Below are 18725 nucleotides of genomic sequence, written 5' to 3' on the forward strand. Positions count from 1 at the left end.
TCACTCCACCCCAACTTTTGACATAGAACCTGTTTTTTACACTATAGGGAAGCTTGTAATTTTAAAGTTTATTGTAAACATGTGTGAACCATTATATTTGATTAGGCTATTCCACTAATTTTGAATAGGGTTTTTATTTTCATCCAATGTAAAGCCTTCACCTGCTACATCATGGACGGTATTAACAGCTACGAAAGCATGGGGATCAATAGACTCAATAATATTTTTCAAACGTACAATTTCATTTCTAGCTACAACACAGTACAGTACATCTCGTTTTTCTCCTGAATAGCTTCCTCTTCCTTCTAATACCGTAACACCCCGATCCATCTTCTTGAGAATGTTTGCAGCAATTTCCTCACTTTGGTTCGAAATAATAGTGGCTCCTTTAGCTGAATAAGCACCTTCTTGAATAAAATCGATAACTCTTGCTCCAATATAAACAGTAACCAATGTATACATTCCTTGCTTTAAATCCAAGATGGCAAACACAGAAGTTATAATAACCATAAAGTCAAATAAAAACATGGTTTTGCCAATACTCCATCCTAAATATTTATTAGCAAGTCTAGCGATGATGTCAACACCACCAGTTGTTCCTCCATATCTAAAAATAACCCCTAACCCAACACCGATAAAAATACCCGCAAACAGCGCTACTAAGGTCATGTCCGATTCAAGGTGGATTGCAAAAGGTTTCATTTGAAAAACACTTAAAAACAATGACACAGCAGCAGTACCAATAATACTATAGATGAACGTAATTCTACCTAAGAAACGCCACCCAATTAAGAACATAGGCACATTTAGTATGATGTTCGAGATAGCTGGATCAAAATCCCATAAAAAATAAAGCAATAGGGTTATCCCGGTAAATCCTCCTTCTCCTAAATTATGTTGCATATTAAAATGAACGATTCCAAAAGAAAATATTGCTGCGCCTAACAGTATAAATAAGACATTTTTAATATGTAATTGAAACAAAAAGATTCCCTCCTTAGTGAGCAAGACTTTTCCAGTAGTTTAGCTTCTTTTAGTATAAATAAATTATTCACAAAGTAAAATAATTGTCTTTTAAGTTTATTAAATATGTAATTAAATTCTAAGTATAAATGAAGGCTAGGCTTATGCTACATATAATAGTCTTTGGGTGTGTCAATAATTTTGTGTAAATCCCCTTTTGTAGATGTTAACTCTGAATAAATAATCAGGAAATCTCTATAGCCACAGCGTTAGCTGCTTGTCCTTGACCTTGTGCCTCTTCTTTGTGATTCGCTGTGTTGGGCATAGGGGACCCTGCCAGCGAGAGTATAGAAGAGTACGGTCGTGGTACCATAAAAAAGCGGGTGGAGCCTTATGTGGCTATATTTTCTGCACCCGCCAGTAGATATACACCACGACCGTAAACAAGGTCAAGGATGGCGGGTTCTAAGTCCCATTTTCCAGAGATTCGAACAAGGCAACTAATTCAGATTTTGCCTGATCAAAGCCTCGATGGCAGCGCATGCTGAATTTATGATTATACTCTAGAAATCGCGTGACAAGAAAACGTTCTAAAGCCTCCTTGTTTGGAAACTGCTCTTTTCGTTTGACGTATCTCTTTATTTCTTTATTGAAGGCTTCAATTAAATTTGTCGAATAGATACTCCGTCGAATAGAGGCAGGGAACTCATAAAATGTTAATAATTGTTCATTTTTTACAACTGCGTCAATGACACGTGGATATGTCTTTTCCCATTTGCTTTGAAACTGTTCTAACGCTTGTAGGGCTTCTTTTTTGTCTATGGCATGATAAACCGTTTTAAAGTCACTAAGTATCTCTGCACGGTCTTTGACACGAACCTTCTTAGCAATATTGCGGGCAACATGGACACAGCACACCTGATGCTTTGCTTTAGGATAGACACGGTGAATAGCATCTGTCATGCCAGTTAGACCGTCTGAGATGAAGAGCAGAACGTCTGCAACACCACGCTGATATAGTTCCTGCATCAATTCTTCCCATACGTGTGCGGATTCTGTTGGTGCAATAGTAAAGTCTAATACTTCTTTTATGCCGTCTTCCGTGATCCCAATTGCAATATATACAGACTCTTTCTCTACCGTGTTACGACGGATAGGGATTTGAGTAGCATCTAAGTAAATGCATGCGTAACGGTTTTCTAATTTACGTTCATGAAATGCTTGTACATCTTCTGCTACCAATTTTGTTAAGTTAGATACGGTCTGTTTGGTGTAATGATGTCCGTACATTCGTTCGATTAGATGTGCGATTTCATCTGTTGTGATTCCCTTTTCATAAAGGTGAATAACAAACTGTTCCAGCGTGTCATTAGAACGCTTATATGGAGCCACTGTTTGTTGTTGAAATTCTCCGTTCCTATCCCTTGGTATACGAAGTTGTAGCTCACCGTACTCCGTCTTAAAAGTACGGTCATAAAACCCATTACGAGAGTTACCTGAATGAACTCCCTTGCGTTCATACGGTTCGTAATCCAGAAATACAGTTAATTCATGCTTTAGTAATTGGTTAATAGCTTCTTCTAGATGACGGCGAAAAACTTCTTCAATATCTTGTTTTTTTGCTAGTGCTTCAATTAAATCTGTAGTAAGATGGTTCATAGGGAAGACCTCTTTTCTGTGAATTTTGTGTGCTAACTTTATTCTACAAAAAGGGTCTTCCTTTTTCTATGAACTTGTTTAATTGGTATTTCTATTTACACAAAATATTTTACACTCTCTAGTCTTTCTCTTGAACTTTTAATACTACTCCATTTGCCTTATAATGAAATAGTAAAGAAAAACAAAAGTTATTGAACTGTATTTTCTCTAATTTTAATTATTTTTGCTCCGTAAACGATTGATCCATGATAAATCATTTGTCAAAATGTGATGGATTCGCTAACATGGTAATATTAATAATGTGGATAAAAGGAAGAGATGGATGGAAAAGACTATATACACGACAAAAGAAATTCAAGAGCGAGTAGACCAATATATCGGGCAATTTAAAGAAGGTTATTTTTCCCCTTTAAGTTTAATGGCTCGCTTAACAGAGGAAACAGGTGAATTAGCCAGAGAGGTTAATCATTATTATGGAGAAAAGCCTAAAAAGAAAACAGAAAAGGAAAAAAGTATGGAAGAAGAGCTCGGGGATATCATTTTTGTGCTTACATGCTTTGCTAATTCATTAAATATTGACCTATCTGATTCTTTTCATAGAGCTATAACAAAAATTGAAACAAGGGACAAAGATCGTTGGACGAAGAAAGACGACTTACATCAATAGAGGAGAGTTAGAGTATGACAATTAATGTTGTAATTGCAGGCCCAAGAGGTAAAATGGGGTCAGAAGCAGTGAAAATGGTAGAAAACGAAACAAATTTCCGTTTAGTTGCGTGTATTGACCATAAAAATAATGGCAGAACGTTAGATGCGATTTTTCCAGAAGTGGAACGTTCTATTCCAATCTATGATGATGCTACTAAATGCTTCGAAAACCATAAAGATGCAGATGTTTTAATTGAGTTATCTGTACCCCAAGCAGGCTACAAACACACAAGATCTGCACTAGAACATCATGTTCGTCCAGTTGTAGGAACAACAGGTTTTACGGAAGTACAATTAAAGGAATTAGACGAATTTGCACAACAAAATAATATGGGATGTATGATCATTCCCAATTTTGCCCTTGGAGCAGTATTAATGATGAAATTTGCTAAAATGGCCGCTACTTACTTTCCAGATGTGGATATCATAGAAAAGCACCATGATCAAAAATTAGATGCACCATCTGGAACAGCTATTAAAACGGCTGAATTAATTAGCGAAAGCCGCAAGGTGAAAACACAAGGCCATCCAAAGGAAGAAGAGACTATTCCAGGAGCAAGAGGTGCCGATTTAGATGGAATAAAGCTTCATAGCGTTCGGCTACCAGGATTAGTGGCACATCAAGAAGTTATCTTTGGAAGTCCTGGACAAACATTAACGATAAAACATGATTCCATGGATCGCTCTTCCTTTATGGATGGTGTAAAACTTTGTGTGAATAAAGTGATGGAAGTAAAAGGATTGATATACGGGCTAGATACTATCTTGTAAAGGCGGGGATACAGATGAATATTGCTTTAATAGCTCATGATAAAATGAAACAAGATATGGTGAATTTTACAACAGCATATCAATATGTTTTATCGGAACATCATTTATATGCAACAGGAACTACAGGGAGTAAGATTCGCAAAGCAACAGGAATGGATGTGCATTTGTTTCAATCGGGTCCCTTGGGTGGCGACCAGCAAATTGGTGCAACGATTGCAAATAATGAAATGGATATGGTGATCTTTTTCCGTGACCCTTTGACTGCACAGCCTCATGAACCAGATATTAGTGCTTTAATGCGCTTATGTGACGTTTATCATATACCGCTTGCTACAAACATAGCAGCTTCTGAGATTTTTATCCGTGGGTTGGAGAACGGTGACTTTCAATGGCGTGACATTGTCAAACAGAAAAAGGGAAAAGAAAAAGCATGAAAAAAATCGGAATAACATGTTATCCTAGTGTAGGTGGGTCTGGAATTATTGCGACGGAATTAGGAATGTTACTCGCTGAAAAAGGAAATGAAGTTCACTTCATAACTTCCAGTTTACCATTTCGCCTAAATCATATTAATCCAAGAATTTATTTTCATGAAGTTGAATTAAGTCACTACCCTGTTTTTCAGTATCCACCGTATGATTTAGCATTAGCTGCTAAAATGGCTGAAGTAATCAATCGGGAAAAGTTGGATATACTACATGTCCACTATGCAATGCCACATGCTATTAGCGCCCTTTTAGCACGAGATATTGCAGAACATAAAGTAAAGATTGTAACAACCTTACATGGAACAGATATTACTGTTTTAGCGATTGATGATATTTTTAAAAACATGATTACCCATGCAATCAATCAATCAGATGCTGTAACAGCAGTTTCAAACCATCTAGCCAGTCATACGAAACAACTTCTTAAAATAAAACAAGATATACAAGTTATTTATAATTTTGTAAATGAACAAGAGTACTACCCAAAACGGTTAGAGTTTATCAAACAGCAATATGACATTAAGTCAAATGAAAAAGTGATTGTTCATATTTCTAATTTTCGTAAGGTAAAACGATTGCCTGATATTATACGTACATTTTACCTTATACATCAACAAGTAGATAGTAAATTATTACTTATCGGCGACGGTCCAGAGTGTGGAACAGCTATGAATTTAGTAAAGGAATTAAAGTTACAGCAGAACGTTCTATTTTTAGGTAAGCAAAAAAATATAAGTGAGCTTTTACGTATCAGTGATTTAAAGTTATTGCTATCAGAAAAGGAAAGCTTTGGTCTTGTTTTGTTGGAAGCGATGGCCTGCGGTGTACCATGTGTTGGCACAAATGTTGGTGGTATACCCGAAGTAATTGATCATAATAAGACAGGGTTTATTGCTGATTTAGGAGACACAGATCAAGCAGCAACGTATGCTATTGAAATATTAACGAACCAGACATTGTGGAATAGCTTTTCAAACAATGCTGTTAAAAGAGTAGAAACTCATTTTCATTCGAAGCAAAGTGTAAAGCAGTATGAGCAATTATATGACTGTTTACTTACGAGCTTATAGAAATTGGTGATAATTATGTTAGCAGAACCTTTCCAAAAAGCTAAGCCAATAGTAGAAAAAATAAAAGCTCATGGATATAATGTTTATTTTGTAGGAGGGTGTGTCAGAGATTTTCTGCTTCATCGTCCTATTGAGGATATTGATATAGCTACATCAGCAAAACCAATTGAGCTACAAAATTTGTTTTCTTCCGTGATACCAGTTGGAATAGAACATGGAACAGTTATTATTCGCCATCAAAATGAGTCTTATGAAGTAACCACTTTTCGAATTGACGGAAAATATACGGATCAACGTCATCCAGATGATGTTACCTATGTAGATAACATCGAAAAAGATTTAGAAAGAAGAGACTTTACGATAAATGCATTGGCAATGGATTTAAAAGGGAACATTATTGATCTGTTTGCTGGTAGATCTGATTTACATAATCATGTGATTCGTACAGTAGGAAACGGGGAGGAAAGATTTAGGGAAGACCCGTTACGAATCATTCGTGCACTTCGTTTCAGCAGTCAATTAGGATTTACTGTTCATCCGGATACGATCGAACACATTCGAAAAGTAAAGCATGAAATGAAGGGGTTAGCAGTAGAACGAATTACAAGAGAGTTTACCAAGCTATTCGCTGGTGATTATGTACGACATGGATTAACATATTTAAAGGATTTGGAGATTTACGAATACTTACCTGTATTTGATCAACACCACTCATTAATTTTACGGATTCCAAGAAATATAAAGCCTTTACCGCTTTTTCACGAAGTATTGGTGCTTTTTCATTTTTTGGATCGCACAATACCGCTTTTAACATGGGTAAAAGCATGGAAATGCTCAAATAAACAAAAAAATGCTGCCATGAACCTAACTAAACAATTAGATGAATTACAAGCAAATGACTTAACCCCTTGGCTTGTTTATCAATTACCACGAGCTTTGTATAATAGCTTTATTCGGCTAACAAATTGTTTACATTCTAAAAAAAATATCACAATGGAACAGTTATTACAAATAGAACAAACATTACCGATTGCATCTAGATCAGACATAAAATTAAGTGGCCAAGATATTATCGATCTTTTTCCGGCCTTTAAACAAGGTCCATGGATACAACAACTGTTAAATAAACTGGAGCGAAAAGTTGTTGCAGGACAGTTGCCAAATGATTACTATAAGTTAAAGGAATGGATAAAATGGAATCCACCCGCAATCAATTAATCCAATTACTTGCTAAGAATAACGAAGAATATATATCTGGACAAGTGCTTTCAGAACAATTAAACATATCTCGCAGTGCTATTTGGAAGCATATGAAAGAGTTAGAGAAAGATGGTTACGTCATAGAAGCAAAGTCGAAGCGAGGCTACCGCATTGTAAGCTATCCAGAAAAAATATCTGAGAACACCGTACAGTGGGGGTTACAAACGAATTGGCTAGGTCAGAAAGTGATTCATCGTGAAGTGACTAGTTCTACTCAAATTATTGCCCATAAAGTTGCTAAAGAACAGAAAGGACATGGCACTATAGTTATTGCAGATGAACAGGTTTCTGGTAGAGGAAGAATGAATCGAAACTGGCATTCTAAAAAAGGCGATGGCATGTGGATGAGCATGATCTTACAACCACCCTTACCACCATACCTTGCTCCACAATTAACATTATTAACTGCTGTGGCGTTAACCGAAACTATTGAAAAGTTAACTGGATTAACGCCACGTATTAAGTGGCCTAACGACATCCTCTTTGATAATGAAAAAAAATGTGCAGGTATTTTAACAGAACTACAAGCTGAACAGGATAGAATCCAGTATGTTATCATTGGGGTTGGGTTAAATATTAACCAACAAAAGAATGATTGGCCAGAGGATGTGCAAAAAAGAGCAACATCATTACAAATTGAAACTGGGAAACAATGGGCGATTAGAAAAATTATACAATATTTCTTGAGCAGTTTCGAAAATCTTTATGATGAATATATGAAGCAGGGCTTTTTAGCTGTGAAAACGAAATGGGAGTCATACGGATTTAAAATAGGGGATTGGATCACCATCCGTCAATTGGATAAGACTCGACAAGCTGTATTTTATGGTCTGGCTGACGATGGTGCACTGTTAATAAAAAATGAGGCTGGTGATGTAGAACGGTTATATTCAGGGGAAATTGACTGGTTTCATGAGTCTAATAAGAATCATGAATAAATAAAATAGTTATTTAAAAGAAGGGAGGGACTAACGTGCAACGCTATGTTGTGATCGATTTAGAAACAACTGGAAATACTCCAGCTAAAACAGACAAAATTATTGAGGTAGGTATCGTAGTTATTGAGCAAGATACGATTGTAGATAGTTATTCTACCTTACTACATCCAAACAAAGAAATTCCAGCATTTATAACAAATTTAACAGGTATTTCAAATGAAGATGTAGCCGATGCACCATTATTTGAAAATATAGCAGATGAAGTAACTGCTATGTTTGAAAATAGTTACTTGATCGCACATAATGTCCCATTTGACCTCGGCTTTTTAAATGAAGAATTGACTAAAAGCAATCGAAAAAAGCTAAAGAATCCAGTGCTTGATACAGTAGAATTAGCAAGAATATTATTTCCAAGTGCACCAAGCTTTAAATTAAACCAGCTAACTGATTATTTACAAATCAACCATGAAAACCCGCATCGCGCGCTTTCAGATGCATTTGTAACCGCGAAGCTATTTTTAAAGCTAAAAGAAAAACTAGCTTCTTTACCGTATGAGACCCTAGAGCAATTGCTACGTTTGGAAAAATGGTTAAAGTCAGATGCATATGCTTTATTTAACTATTATAAAGAGCAAAATGTATTTGTAGAAAAAAATGATGAAATTGCTATATATCAAGGTCTTGCCTATCGCTGTATGAATAATCTAGAAAAGGAAGATAACGTTATAGATCTTTCTTTCGGAGATTATCTAGACTCGATTTATGAATCAAATGGTAGCTTAGAAAAAAACTTGTCTTTTTATGAAAAACGTGCAGGGCAACGAGAAATGTCCGAAATGATCTTAGATGCATTTCAAACGAGACAGCATGCGTTGATTGAAGCTGAAACAGGAACAGGAAAATCACTGGCATACCTGCTTCCAGCAATATATGATGCTGTTTCTACACATAAACGAGTAGTCATTAGTACATACACTACGCAGTTACAAACTCAATTATTAGAGGAAGAAATTCCATTAATTCGTAGGTTAATTCCTTTCCCTTTCCGCGTAGCACTGCTTAAAGGGAAAGGGCATTATATTAGTTTGGAAAAATTGCACCAAGAGTTGTTGGAGCCTCTCCAGATTAACTACGACATCGCTCTTACCGTAGCAATGCTTTTAGTTTGGTTAACAGAAACGGAAACGGGTGACATTGACGATATCCAGTTGCCTTCTAGTGGATATTTGTTTTTTCGACGCATATCTGCAGACATGGAAGAAGGTGTTGATCCATCTTCGCAGTGGTTTTATAGATCGCACTATCAGTACGCAAAAAAACGAGCCCAGCAAGCTCATATTGTTATTACTAATCATGCATTATTATGTACAGATATTTTTCATCCTTCTTCTTTACTACCAGTATACGAAAGAGCAATAATTGATGAAGCACATCACTTTGAGGCAACCGTATCGAAGCATTATGGATTGAAACTTGATTATATGCATATGCATTATACTTTTAATCAATTAGGGCGAACAGATGAGCAGAAATTGGTCCATACCATTTTATCTCATTACCCATCAGAACTTTCAAAAGAGACTAAGGTTTTGTGGAATAAACTGCTTGATGATACTCGTTATGAAACGGATGATTTGTTTCGTTACTTGTTTCAATATGTTTCCAAGGTACGTAAAGGAGACAAATCGTTTAGTGATATAGGTAGAACGCAGTATCGCTTTGAAGCGAATAAAGAAGATCAAAACAAATGGACAGTAATTAAGGAAATGGTATCAAGGGTTTGCTTACATTTACGTGACTTAGTACATGGATTAGTAATGATTGAAGCAGAGTTACGAGTTAATCAACTTCATCAGGAAGATAAAGAGAAACTTTTGGCTAGTGCTGAACGGCTACAAGTATTTATTGATCAATTAGAACAATTTTTCCTTGTAGAAGATAGCGTACAGGAAGTAAAATGGATGGAGATAGAGGCATACGGAGCAAAAAATGCAGTTTACCTATACAGTGAACCAACAGATATTGCTAATTTACTAACAGACGTATTTTTTTCAGTTAAAGAAAGTATCGTTTTAACAAGCGCTACATTAACAATGGAGAATTCATTTCAATATATTATGGAGCGTCTAGGCTTACAAACAGAGAATCCTTTAACGAAGAAAATTGTTTCTCCATTTTCGTATGCCGATCAAGTACAATTAATGGTGCCAAATGATTTTCCAACAATCACTTCAGGACACATTGATGATTTTATTCATGCAACCTGTGAAGCGGTATTATCTTTGGCAGAAATCACCAACGGTAGGATGCTGGTTTTATTTACATCGTACGATATGCTACGACGTTCACATTCTTTACTAAAAGAGTTAATGGAGAATGAAACGTATGCCCTTATTGCACAAGGAATCTCAAGTGGTAGTAGAGAACGTTTAAAAAAGAACTTCCAAACGTTTGATCGAGCGATTCTTCTAGGAACCAGTTCATTTTGGGAAGGTGTAGATATTCCTGGCGAAGATTTATCGTGTCTTGTAATTGTTCGTCTACCGTTTCAACCACCTGATCATCCAGTGCTTGAAGCAAAATCAAATTTTTTAAAAGAGCAAGGCAAAAATCCATTTATGCAATATGCCTTACCTAATGCTGTTATTCGGTTTAAACAAGGCTTTGGGAGATTAATCCGATCTAGCAGTGATCGAGGAATTGTGTTTATTTGTGATGCTCGAATTGTAACAGCTCGCTATGGGAAATATTTTATTCGCTCTATTCCTAAAGTGCCATTATTTTTTGACACAACACATGATTTAATGATTAGAGCTGAAAAATGGTTTTAAATATGGATAAATGAAGCTTTTATATCCTAGCTCCAATTAAAGAACTTCATGTGAATAAAAAAACTGATGCTAAAAAGCATCAGTTACAAGTAAAGTGGTGTGGGTTGAATAATTATTTGCTCAAATAATTTAAAAACAAAACACATTTGCTGTAAAGCTTGTTATACTATATTTATGTTCTGTTTTATTTATTTAAGCATACACATATTTTTTGCTAAAAAAAGCAGGCTATGTCTAGCAGAACTTGATAAGACAAGAAACTTTAACCGTAAAAGGAATAGAGTATTTTGCATTTCATACCAACCAACATAATTTCAATAATGGCTATACAGGGAGGTCAAAATTATGGATGAATTAACCACTTTAGCGACTGTACAAATTGGATATTCCTCCGAGTTATACAAAATAGTAGACCTATGCAATAAAACTTTAAAAGAACAAAACCTAATATTTGGTTTAGCATTGGATGATAAAGATGAAGAACAAGCGATCTTTACTATATATCGGTCCTAAATGGATAAGATGGACATTATCCATTCTCTTTTTATTGACGGTGGCTTGCGGTGTCTATTTTATTTATTTATACAATGATTTACTTGAAAGTAAAACGGCAGGATACGAAGAAACAAAGCAGCAGCTACTGAAGGCTGAAACTTTAGCTGAAATTGATAAAATAGAAACATTTCATGGAAAAGAAGCCTACCATGTTGCGTATGGAAAAGACAAAAATGAACAAAGTAAACTTGTTTTTTATCCCTTAAAAGGGAAACAAAAACAACTGATAACTGTAAATCAAGCTGACATTGTAAGTAAATCAGAAATGAAAGAGCAGTGGAAACAGGAATGTAATCAATGTGAGTTTATACGTATCAGCCCTGCACTCTTAGATGGAAAAGAATTTTGGGAACTGACTTATATAGATGACTCAAATCGATACGTTTTTGATTATTTAGATATGCATAATGGTTCGCGATATGAACAAATGCGCTTTAAAAGTATGTTTAAATAGAAAGGTGATAAAAAGTGGAATTAGCAAACAGAGTAAAAACATTAACCCCCTCATCTACATTAGCTATTACAGCGAAAGCAAAAGAATTAAAACAACAAGGTCATGACGTTATCGCTTTAGGAGCTGGAGAACCTGACTTTAATACACCTGAGCCTATATTGCGTGCGGCTGAAAAAGCAATGAATGAAGGCAAAACAAAATATACGCCTTCTGGAGGGATTGTGGAACTAAAGCAAGCCATTGTGAACAAATTTCAAAAAGATAATCAACTTGAATATACAAAAGAGCAAATTATCGTTACTACTGGAGCCAAGCATGCATTATACACACTTTTTCAAGTGTTGCTAAATGAAGGGGATGAGGTTATTATCCCAACTCCGTATTGGGTTAGTTACCCAGAGCAAGTAAAGCTTGCTGGTGGAACTCCTGTTTTTATTCCTGCTAAAGAAGAAAACCAATTTAAATTAACGCCACAGGAATTAGAAGCGGCTATTACGAGTAAAACGAAAGCAATCATTATTAATTCACCTAGTAACCCGACTGGTATGATGTATAATAAAGATGAATTAAAGCAGTTGGGAGATATTTGTTTAAAGCACGATTTGTTAATTGTATCCGATGAGATTTATGAAAAGCTAATTTATTCTGGCGAAGACCATGTATCTATAGCACAATTATCACCAGAGTTAAAAGCCCAAACAGTTATTATTAATGGTGTATCTAAATCCCATTCCATGACTGGTTGGAGAATTGGTTATGCTGTTGGACCAAATGAAATTATTAAAGCAATGACAAGTCTTGCTTCACATTCTACATCAAACCCAACGTCAATTGCTCAGTACGCAGCATTAGCCGCTTATCAAATGGACGATTCCTTTAATGAAGAAATGAAGGGTGTTTTTTCACATCGTTTGGAAAGTTTATATCAACTGCTAACGGAGATACCAGGAGTGAGCTGTGTAAAGCCTGAAGGGGCATTTTATTTATTTCCAAATGTGAAAGAAGCAGTACGTAAAAGTGGCTTTAGTAATGTAGATGATTGGGCAAAGGCGCTATTGGAAAAAGAAAAAGTAGCTCTTATTCCTGGATCTGGATTTGGTGCGCCTAATAATGTACGTTTATCCTATGCCACATCTATGGAAGCACTGGAAGAAGCAGCAAAAAGAATTAAACATTTTATTTTACACTATAAGAAAGCATAAAATCTTAATCTTATAATGTAAAGACAACAATAATTTTCGTTATAAGTGAACACGTATTAGGAGGAGTTCTTTTGAAAACGACAATCTCGCAGGCACCAAGATATAATGAAGAAACAGTTACGATTGGAGCTTGGCTCACAAATAAACGTTCAAGTGGAAAAATTGCATTTCTACAATTACGTGATGGCACTGGATTTATGCAAGGTGTTGTTGTAAAAAATGATGTGAGCGAAGAAGCATTCCAATTAGCTAAAAATATCACACAAGAATCATCGATGTATATTACTGGTAAAATTGTCGAAGATACACGCTCACCATTTGGATACGAAATGCAAGTGAGTGATATTGAATTAATTCATGAAGCTCATGATTACCCGATTACACCGAAAGAGCATGGTACAGAGTTTCTAATGGATCATCGCCATTTATGGTTACGATCTAAACGTCAACATGCTGTTATGAAAATACGCAATGAAATTATACATGCGACTTATCAATTTTTTAATGATAAAGGCTATGTTAAAATTGATCCGCCTATTTTAACAGGATCCTCAGCAGAAGGAACAACTGAATTATTCCATACGAAATACTTCGATGAAGAAGCTTATTTATCACAAAGTGGGCAATTATATATGGAAGCAGCGGCAATGGCATTTGGAAAAGTATTTTCTTTTGGACCAACCTTCCGTGCAGAAAAATCCAAAACACGTCGACATTTAATTGAATTTTGGATGATAGAACCAGAAATGGCTTTTGTGGAGCATGAAGAAAGCCTTGAAATCCAAGAAAATTATGTAAGCTTTATCGTTCAAAGTGTGCTTGCAAATTGTAAGTTGGAATTGCAAACATTAGATCGTGATATTTCAAGCTTAGAAAAAGTACAAGCACCGTTTCCTCGGATAACTTATGATGAAGCAGTTGCACTGTTAAAAGAAAAAGGTTTTACCGACATAGAATGGGGTGAAGATTTTGGGGCTCCCCATGAAACAGCTATCGCTGAAAGCTTTGATAAACCAGTATTTATTACGAATTACCCTATAGGAATAAAAGCATTCTATATGAAGCCACATCCAGAAAGAGATGATGTCGTATTATGTGCAGATCTCATTGCACCAGAAGGGTATGGAGAAATTATTGGTGGTTCTCAACGAATTGATGATTTGCAATTAATGGAAGAGCGTTATAAAGAACATGGATTAACAGGTGAAGCGTATCAATGGTATTTAGAACTAAGAAAATATGGTAGTGTACCACATTCTGGCTTCGGCCTAGGATTGGAAAGAACGGTAGCTTGGCTTGCGGGTGTTGATCATGTTCGCGAGACTATCCCGTTTCCACGTCTACTAAATCGGCTCTATCCATAATTATTATGTAATTTAGCTTAAAAATATAGGGTGCTTTAAGGCTTCTATATCTATCTTAATAAGTGAAAATTAGTGAATGCAACAAGTCAGAAATAAACGCCGATTGGTTCATGTTCTAAAAGAAGTATCTCAAGCTTTATACAAAACTTAGAAAATAACCTATCCCTTGCTAGAACAGGCAAGGGATTCATTTATCATGTAAAAGAAAAGGAGATGTTCGTCATTAAAAAGCAATCATTCTCCATTCAGTATCTTTTAACCAATCAAATGCTCATTCCAAAGGATCTATTAACTTCCTATGTATCTATAGGGCTAGATGAAAAAGAAGTTATGTTGTTATTACAATTACAACGATTTATGTTAGAAGGAATTGATTTTCCTACTCCAGATCAATTAACGACTTATGTAACGATGAAAGAACAAGAGTGTGCACTTTTATTACGTGGCCTTGTTCAAAAAGGAATGCTGACTATTGTACAGCAAGAAGAAAATGATGGAAAAATTAAAGAAGCTTACGATTTAAATCCTCTATGGGATAAATTATTTAAGATGGAAGAAGATACGAAACAGGATTCAGATACATCTGACGGGACTATTTTTATTTTGTTTGAACAAGAATTCGGCAGACCATTATCCCCTTTTGAAATTGAAATGATTAATGCGTGGCTAGATGAGGATCAAATTGCTCCATCGTTAATTAAAGCAGCTTTACGTGAATCCGTGTTAATGGGAAAGTTAAATTTTAAATATATTGATCGTATTTTACGCGAATGGAAGAAAAAAGGGATCCATAGTGTAGAACAAGCTAGAATGTCTAGTAAACAATTTCATGCCAGACAGAATGCTTCAAGATCAGAAGGTAGTTCACAAAGTACTCGTAACAGTTCTTTTTATTATAATTGGCTGGAAGGGGAGGATTAGCGATGCTGACGCAAAAACAAATTCGCTTTTGCTTGGATGAAATGAAAAAAATGTTTCCTTACGCCCAATGTGAATTAACCCATAAAAACCCATTTGAATTAGTAATTGCAGTGCTGTTATCTGCACAGTGTACAGATAACTTAGTTAATAAGGTTACAAGACCGCTGTTTCAAAAATATAAAGCACCTGAAGATTATTTAGCCGTACCTTTAGAAGAGCTTCAAGAAGATATTAAATCTATTGGTTTATACCGAAATAAAGCAAAAAATATTCGTAAGCTTTGTGCGATGTTGATAGAGGATTATGGAGGAATCGTTCCAAAATCAAAAACAGAATTAATGAAATTAGCAGGGGTAGGTAGAAAAACAGCTAATGTCGTTGCCTCTGTAGCGTTTGATAAGCCGGCAATTGCGGTCGATACACATGTAGAACGCGTCTCAAAACGACTTGGTATATGTAGGTGGAAAGATTCGGTCACGGAAGTGGAAGAAACTTTAATGCGAAAAATTCCAAAGTCAGAGTGGAGTGAAACGCATCACCGCATGATTTTTTTTGGTCGATATCATTGTAAAGCAAGAAATCCGAACTGTATGGAATGTCCACTATTAGAAGTGTGCCGTGAGGGACAAAAACGGATGAAGAAAAGAAAAGAGGTAAACGCGTAAATATTGCGTTTACCTCTTTTCTTACTCTATAATCGAAACTTTTAAGTTAACCGCATTCCTTAACTATTTAAGTTATTATCAGTTTAGCTTTCGTCACTAGCCCCTTGTTCTTCATCTGCTCCACCATCGGTTTGACCATTTTCATCAGAGGGGGTTTCTTCATCCTCCTCTTCTGGTGGACGAGCTTCCCCGTTATCTTGACCATTATCACCAGTATCAGCTCCACCGTCCCCTCCATCATCATCAGCAGGAGGTTCTTCTTGTTCTGCTGGTATGGTTACAGATGTTTGTTGAGCGGGTCCTCTTACGCCTTCGTTTTTACCTTTCTTACCAATAGGTGTAACAGATATGTTGTACGTTTCTCCCTGTGTAGCCCCACTTATTTCTAACCCATTTGACTGGACTGTTTGTGTCTCACCATTAACAGATACTTCAAAGGAAGCGGGCGGACCATTGTAATTCCAACTAACAACGATGAGTTTATTTGCCTCATTATAGGTAGCTGTTAACCCTGCTACTTCAGGTAACTCCTCTGGTTCTTCGTCACCTGTTGCTACAGTGGTTGTTTTCGGTTCACTTTTAGAATCGTCTTCATTACTAACTACCACAACTTGGATCGTATATTCTTTATTTGGTTCCACCGCGGATATTTCCATAGATGTATCTTCGGTTGTTGATAATGCTTGCATCTCACCGCCATCCACTTGCGCACTGACTTCAAAGGAAACATCTGCATCAGCATCATACTTCCAAGAAACGTCGATCGCACTCTTTTCTTCGTTAAAGCTTGCCGTTAATCCGCTAACCGGATCTAATTGATCAAACTTCTCGGAAGTCTCTTTTGGCTCTGTACCTTTAACAAACAACTCTGTAATAATCTTATCGCTAGGTGTATGTTCGCTTGGTTTTGCAGGTGGGTTAGATCCTTTTTCTACTTCGGCTTCTATTACGTTATCTGGTTTTACAAAATCCTTTGTCTCTATGTCCTTCGATATTTCTGTCATCGTATTTTTAAACATTTGTAATGGAATTTGCGTATTTCCATTTCCAGGAGGAATAACATCTCGACCTCCTCCTTTATCTTTATAACCACCAACCCATGCAGAAATGGTGTAATTCGTTGTATAACCACTAAACCAAGCATCAGGGCTTCCTTCACGGTCTTTTAAATTTGTCGTTCCGGTTTTACCAGCTACTGGAAGGCCTGGAATGTTTGCGTTCTTACCTGTACCCTCAGTTAGAACGGTTTTCATCATATCTGTCATCATATATGCTGTATAATCCGACATAGCAGGTTCTGCTTGTGGTGTTAATTCAACCGTTTTTCCATCTGGAAATTCGACTTTTGTGACAGAATAAGGTTCATTATACAACCCTTCGTTACCAAAGGCTCGGAAAGCTCCAGCCAGCTGTAAAGGTGTAACCTCTGTTCCTGTACCCCCGATAGCATCACCGACTAAAATTTTATCGTCTTTAAATTTGATTCCTAATCCTTCTGCAAATTCTTTTGCTTTTCCATAACCAACTTCTTCTAAAACCTTCACAGCAGGTACGTTTAGTGATTGTTTAAGTGCATGACGTGCTGTCATCCAGCCAGCATATTGCCCATTCCAATTACCAATTACTGAATCTGTACCACCGATTTTATATGGTTTATCATCGTTTATTTGATGGTATGTTGACATTTTATTATATTCAATTGCTGGCCCGTAAGCTACAATAGGTTTAAAAGTTGAACCTGGCTGTGTTGTGTTTTGAATAGCGTAATTTAGCTCTCTTTTCCCTTCGCTATTCCTTCTACCACCAATAGCCCGAATGGCTCCAGTCTTCGTATCAAGAACTGTCATTGCTGCTTGCATCTCATCGTCAGGATATTGAATCGGATTTGAGTCACTATCCGTTAGTAAGGATTCCACATGCTTCTGCACACCTTGATCAATTGTCGTATGAATGGTTAAACCATCTGTATAAATATCTGCACCGTCTACTTTTTCTTTCACTTCTTTTTCCACCTGTTGTAAGAAACCTTCATAAGGTGTCGTTTCTGGCTTATCTTCAACTAATAAAGAAGGAATATCAACATTTCTAGCTTCTTCGGCTTCTTTTGCAGAAATTTTATCATGGCGTACCATTAAATCTAAAACAGTATCCATCCGCTCTTTCGTCAATTCGGGATTTTTAAACGGGTTGTATGCTGTTGGTCGCTGTGGCAACCCAGCTAAAATGGCCGCTTCAGGCAATGTTAATTCGCTTAAATCTTCTTTGCCGAAATAAGTTTCTGCAGCTGTAGCCACTCCATAAGCATTACTACCGTAAAAGATTTTGTTCAAATACATTTCCAAAATTTCTTCTTTTGAGTAGTCTCTTTCTAATTGTAATGCTAACCATTGCTCTTGAACTTTTAAACTAATCTTTTTTTCAGCAGACAAGAAAGATTTTTCAACTACTTGTTGCGTAATCGTACTTGCCCCCTCTGAACCAAAGCCATTTTTTATATTGGCAATAATTGCACCGCCAATTCTCCTTAAGTCAATACCAGAATGCTCAAAAAACCTCGCATCTTCGGTTGCTGTAACAGCATCAATTAACACTTGTGGTAGATCATCGTAGCTAATTTTCGTTCGATTTTTCTCACCCATAACCGCAAATGATTTCCCATCAATATCTAGGAATTCTGAGGCAAGAGGGTCGGATAATTTCGACTCATCTAAATCAGGAGCTGTTGCTACCCAGTAAGCTGCTGTAGCTCCAGCACCAAGTCCCATAATTATAAAAATAATTATGATTGAAAGTAATATTTTTTTCCATAATGGTTTTTTCTTTGTTTTCTTTTGTTTTCTTCTCGCTGTACGAGACTGGCTATTATTTGCCATGCT

The 18725-nt window shown here is 36.3% G+C and carries 16 protein-coding genes; 13 read left to right on the forward strand and 3 right to left on the reverse strand.

The features are described 5' to 3' along the window. Positions 1–114: 114 nt before the first annotated feature. Positions 115–984 (reverse strand): YitT family protein, encoded by an 870-nt coding sequence (locus B2C77_RS11220; RefSeq protein ID WP_077703680.1) that lies wholly within the window; start codon positions 982–984, stop codon positions 115–117. Between the two features lie 444 nt (positions 985–1428). Further along, entirely contained in the window at positions 1429–2622 is a 1194-nt protein-coding gene (locus tag B2C77_RS11225) for an IS256 family transposase (RefSeq protein WP_077701822.1), read from the reverse strand. 322 nt (positions 2623–2944) lie between these two features. Here B2C77_RS11225 and B2C77_RS11230 point away from each other — a divergent pair, with 322 nt between their 5' ends. The 13 genes from B2C77_RS11230 (at position 2945) to nth (ending at position 15849) form a co-directional block, all read left to right on the forward strand. Further along, positions 2945–3289 (forward strand): nucleotide pyrophosphohydrolase, encoded by a 345-nt coding sequence (locus B2C77_RS11230; protein ID WP_077703681.1) that lies wholly within the window; start codon positions 2945–2947, stop codon positions 3287–3289. A gap of 14 nt (positions 3290–3303) precedes the next feature. After that, entirely contained in the window at positions 3304–4101 is a 798-nt protein-coding gene (dapB, locus tag B2C77_RS11235) for a 4-hydroxy-tetrahydrodipicolinate reductase (RefSeq protein WP_077703682.1), read from the forward strand. 14 nt (positions 4102–4115) lie between these two features. Then, positions 4116–4535, forward strand: a complete 420-nt coding sequence (mgsA, locus tag B2C77_RS11240) for a methylglyoxal synthase (protein ID WP_077703683.1) — start codon at positions 4116–4118, stop codon at positions 4533–4535. Next, positions 4532–5659 carry an N-acetyl-alpha-D-glucosaminyl L-malate synthase BshA gene (bshA, locus tag B2C77_RS11245; protein ID WP_077703684.1) on the forward strand — a complete coding sequence of 376 codons (1128 nt, stop codon included), beginning with the start codon at positions 4532–4534 and terminating at the stop codon, positions 5657–5659. Before mgsA ends, bshA begins: the two co-directional genes overlap by 4 nt. A 15-nt stretch (positions 5660–5674) precedes the next feature. Further along, positions 5675–6877, forward strand: coding sequence for a CCA tRNA nucleotidyltransferase (locus tag B2C77_RS11250; protein WP_077703685.1), 1203 nt, complete (start codon positions 5675–5677; stop codon positions 6875–6877). After that, entirely contained in the window at positions 6853–7857 is a 1005-nt protein-coding gene (locus tag B2C77_RS11255) for a biotin--[acetyl-CoA-carboxylase] ligase (RefSeq protein WP_077703686.1), read from the forward strand. The genes B2C77_RS11250 and B2C77_RS11255 overlap by 25 nt, the downstream gene beginning before the upstream one ends. A 35-nt stretch (positions 7858–7892) precedes the next feature. Continuing rightward, a complete protein-coding gene (dinG, locus tag B2C77_RS11260) occupies positions 7893–10688 on the forward strand; it encodes an ATP-dependent DNA helicase DinG (RefSeq protein ID WP_077703687.1) in 2796 nt (931 codons plus the stop codon). 345 nt (positions 10689–11033) lie between these two features. After that, entirely contained in the window at positions 11034–11201 is a 168-nt protein-coding gene (locus tag B2C77_RS11265) for a YpmA family protein (RefSeq protein WP_073004117.1), read from the forward strand. Further along, positions 11164–11697 carry a cell wall elongation regulator TseB-like domain-containing protein gene (locus tag B2C77_RS11270; RefSeq protein ID WP_141130717.1) on the forward strand — a complete coding sequence of 178 codons (534 nt, stop codon included), beginning with the start codon at positions 11164–11166 and terminating at the stop codon, positions 11695–11697. The genes B2C77_RS11265 and B2C77_RS11270 overlap by 38 nt, the downstream gene beginning before the upstream one ends. Before the next feature lie 14 nt (positions 11698–11711). Then, complete coding sequence (locus B2C77_RS11275) at positions 11712–12899, forward strand: pyridoxal phosphate-dependent aminotransferase (RefSeq protein ID WP_077703689.1); 1188 nt, start codon at positions 11712–11714, stop codon at positions 12897–12899. 71 nt (positions 12900–12970) lie between these two features. Next, positions 12971–14263: an asparagine--tRNA ligase gene (gene asnS, locus B2C77_RS11280; protein WP_077703690.1), complete on the forward strand. Its 1293-nt coding sequence runs from the start codon at positions 12971–12973 to the stop codon at positions 14261–14263. A gap of 213 nt (positions 14264–14476) precedes the next feature. Continuing rightward, on the forward strand, positions 14477–15184 hold the full coding sequence (locus B2C77_RS11285; RefSeq protein WP_176087319.1) for a DnaD domain-containing protein: 708 nt from the start codon (positions 14477–14479) through the stop codon (positions 15182–15184). A gap of 2 nt (positions 15185–15186) precedes the next feature. Continuing rightward, positions 15187–15849 (forward strand): endonuclease III, encoded by a 663-nt coding sequence (nth, locus tag B2C77_RS11290; protein ID WP_077703691.1) that lies wholly within the window; start codon positions 15187–15189, stop codon positions 15847–15849. Positions 15850–15932: 83 nt separating this feature from the next. On the opposite strand, the gene B2C77_RS11295 is transcribed toward nth, so the two are convergent. Then, entirely contained in the window at positions 15933–18722 is a 2790-nt protein-coding gene (locus B2C77_RS11295; RefSeq protein ID WP_077703692.1) for a PBP1A family penicillin-binding protein, read from the reverse strand. Between the last annotated feature and the right edge of the window lie 3 nt (positions 18723–18725).

This window comes from Virgibacillus dokdonensis (assembly GCF_900166595.1).
GTDB classification, from domain to species: domain Bacteria; phylum Bacillota; class Bacilli; order Bacillales; family Amphibacillaceae; genus Virgibacillus; species Virgibacillus dokdonensis.

What these genes read in the sequence shown, in the direction of transcription:
- B2C77_RS11225 (WP_077701822.1), bottom strand. Translation starts at nt 2,622, where the DNA reads ATGAACCATCTTACTACAGATTTAATTGAAGCACTAGCAAAAAAACAA.
- B2C77_RS11230 (WP_077703681.1), top strand. Translation starts at nt 2,945, where the DNA reads ATGGAAAAGACTATATACACGACAAAAGAAATTCAAGAGCGAGTAGAC.
- dapB (WP_077703682.1), top strand. Translation starts at nt 3,304, where the DNA reads ATGACAATTAATGTTGTAATTGCAGGCCCAAGAGGTAAAATGGGGTCA.
- mgsA (WP_077703683.1), top strand. Translation starts at nt 4,116, where the DNA reads ATGAATATTGCTTTAATAGCTCATGATAAAATGAAACAAGATATGGTG.
- bshA (WP_077703684.1), top strand. Translation starts at nt 4,532, where the DNA reads ATGAAAAAAATCGGAATAACATGTTATCCTAGTGTAGGTGGGTCTGGA.
- B2C77_RS11250 (WP_077703685.1), top strand. Translation starts at nt 5,675, where the DNA reads ATGTTAGCAGAACCTTTCCAAAAAGCTAAGCCAATAGTAGAAAAAATA.
- B2C77_RS11255 (WP_077703686.1), top strand. Translation starts at nt 6,853, where the DNA reads ATGGAATCCACCCGCAATCAATTAATCCAATTACTTGCTAAGAATAAC.
- B2C77_RS11265 (WP_073004117.1), top strand. Translation starts at nt 11,034, where the DNA reads ATGGATGAATTAACCACTTTAGCGACTGTACAAATTGGATATTCCTCC.
- B2C77_RS11270 (WP_141130717.1), top strand. Translation starts at nt 11,164, where the DNA reads ATGAAGAACAAGCGATCTTTACTATATATCGGTCCTAAATGGATAAGA.
- B2C77_RS11285 (WP_176087319.1), top strand. Translation starts at nt 14,477, where the DNA reads ATGTTCGTCATTAAAAAGCAATCATTCTCCATTCAGTATCTTTTAACC.
- nth (WP_077703691.1), top strand. Translation starts at nt 15,187, where the DNA reads ATGCTGACGCAAAAACAAATTCGCTTTTGCTTGGATGAAATGAAAAAA.
- B2C77_RS11295 (WP_077703692.1), bottom strand. Translation starts at nt 18,722, where the DNA reads ATGGCAAATAATAGCCAGTCTCGTACAGCGAGAAGAAAACAAAAGAAA.